We start from the raw sequence: 1,804 nt of genomic DNA on the forward strand, positions 1-1,804 counted from the left end.
CTAACGACGCTGTAGAAAAACCCCATTCTGAACACCTGATTCAGCTTTGGGTAGAAATTTTTCAAACCAAACTGTCATCTTCATTTCCTGCTCCCTGTTTTTCCCTCGGACATCCTCATTGCAGACCAGGCTAGTCTGACAGGCATATGCATACGACACATAGGTAAGGATGCATCCTCCTGGCATCCTTATCTCGCATAACCGTGGTTTGCTAGTTTTTCAACATTATGCACCAGGCAGTACAGTTTCCACTGCCCATCCACCTTGGCTTTTCCGCGTAGCGTAAAGCGGTGCAATCGCTTGTTCCCGCGCAGGTTGCCAAACACCGGTTCCACTGTTGCAAATCGGCGCGTGATCATCTCTCGGCCCGTTTCCGAATCAATTTTCACCTTCATCCGGTCGGTGTGATTTTCCTGGATGTCTCGTTTGCCTTGTAAGAAAGAAACTTGCCGCGTATGCGTCTTCTCGGGTGTGCGCAGGCATTCCTTTCGTCGCTTGCACGGTACGCAATCTTGTTTGGCACCCGCAAATTTCATCGCCGCATACCCATTGATGGTGCAATCGGATCCATTGCCATACAGCCGTTTGCCCGCTGGGCAAACGCAGTGGGAGTAATCTTCTGCCAGGTGAAAATCGGTAGACCTGAAACACTTGGGTTTTTTTGCTTCTTTGGTCTTGTTCCATAGCGGGTCAGGCTTGGCAGCATGCACGTATTGATCGGCATAGCGTTCATCACGCTTGCGATAACCGTTGTCGGGCACATAGGCATTGATTTGCTGCTCGGCCAATGCCTTGAGATTGGCTTGCGAATGATAGCCAGCATCGGCGGTGATCATCGTGTCGACATTGCGTAATGCCGCAGTGGCTTTGATCACCGGTAGCAGCAGCTCTTGCTCCGAGCCCGTGCCATGCGCCTGCGCATCGACGATGATTTGTGTCTTCTCATCGACGGTCGCCACGCCAGTATAGCCTTGGATCACGCCTTTGCCGGTGGCCATTTTGGCCGATTCGTTGTCGGTGAGATTGGATAAGCGAATGCTGCCCTTGCTTCCCTTGCGATCTTCCGGGTTCTTCTTGAGCCAGTCGCGCAGCAGCTGTGCTTCCTTTTGCAGGCGTTCCAGCTTCTTGGCTTCGCGCTTTGCCAATGCGTCGTCGGTTGGTGCACTGTCGGCGCTTTGGTGCTTCTCCAGCATTTGTTTGGCTGCAATCTCCATCCTTTCGACTTGGCGTTGGTAATCGGCCCGGGTACCTGATTTCGCTTTACTGGCATTGGCCGGGAGTTTGACGCCATCAATGGCAAACATCTCGCGCCCGATCAAGCCTTGGCGGTCGCAAATGAGCAGGACCTGGGCAAACAGCTTGGCGACTCTATCGCCCATGTCCGAGATAAAGGCCGCAAGCGTGGTGAAGTGCGGCTGGCTGTCTCCCGAGACGGCGATAAACAGCACATTCTCGCGGCACGCCGCTTCTATCTTGCGGCTGCTGATGATGCCCCGGCTGTAGGCCAACAGAATTATCTTGATCAGCACTGCCGGATCGAAGGCAGATGCGCCATCGACATCATTCTTATAGCGGACATGGAAGGCAGAAAGATCGAGTTCATGATCGACCAGATGGCATAACGCGTATTCAAAACTACCGGGAATGACTTGCCGTTCAAAGTCGACTGGCAGAAGTTTTAAGCCTTTGTGTATCGGTTTGAATCGCGCCATATCGCATCCACTTTAGTTTTGTTTTGTAATGGAATTATGGCAGATCAAGAGGTGAATTTTTTAGCGAATTCAGGTTTTTCTACAGCCTCAAC

At 52.0% G+C, this 1,804-nt stretch carries 1 protein-coding gene; it reads right to left on the minus strand.

Going from position 1 to position 1,804, the window contains the following annotated elements:
- Window positions 1-188 precede the first annotated feature (188 nt).
- Entirely contained in the window at window positions 189-1,712 is a 1,524-nt protein-coding gene (locus MJ768_RS02495; RefSeq protein WP_239287759.1) for an IS1182 family transposase, read from the minus strand.
- Between the last annotated feature and the right edge of the window lie 92 nt (window positions 1,713-1,804).

It is taken from the genome of Candidatus Nitrotoga sp. 1052, from assembly GCF_927312905.1.
In the GTDB taxonomy this organism is placed as follows: domain Bacteria; phylum Pseudomonadota; class Gammaproteobacteria; order Burkholderiales; family Gallionellaceae; genus Nitrotoga.

Bases quoted from the DNA above. Each gene is read 5' to 3' on its own strand.
- MJ768_RS02495 (WP_239287759.1), bottom strand. From the start codon at position 1,712: ATGGCGCGATTCAAACCGATACACAAAGGCTTAAAACTTCTGCCAGTC.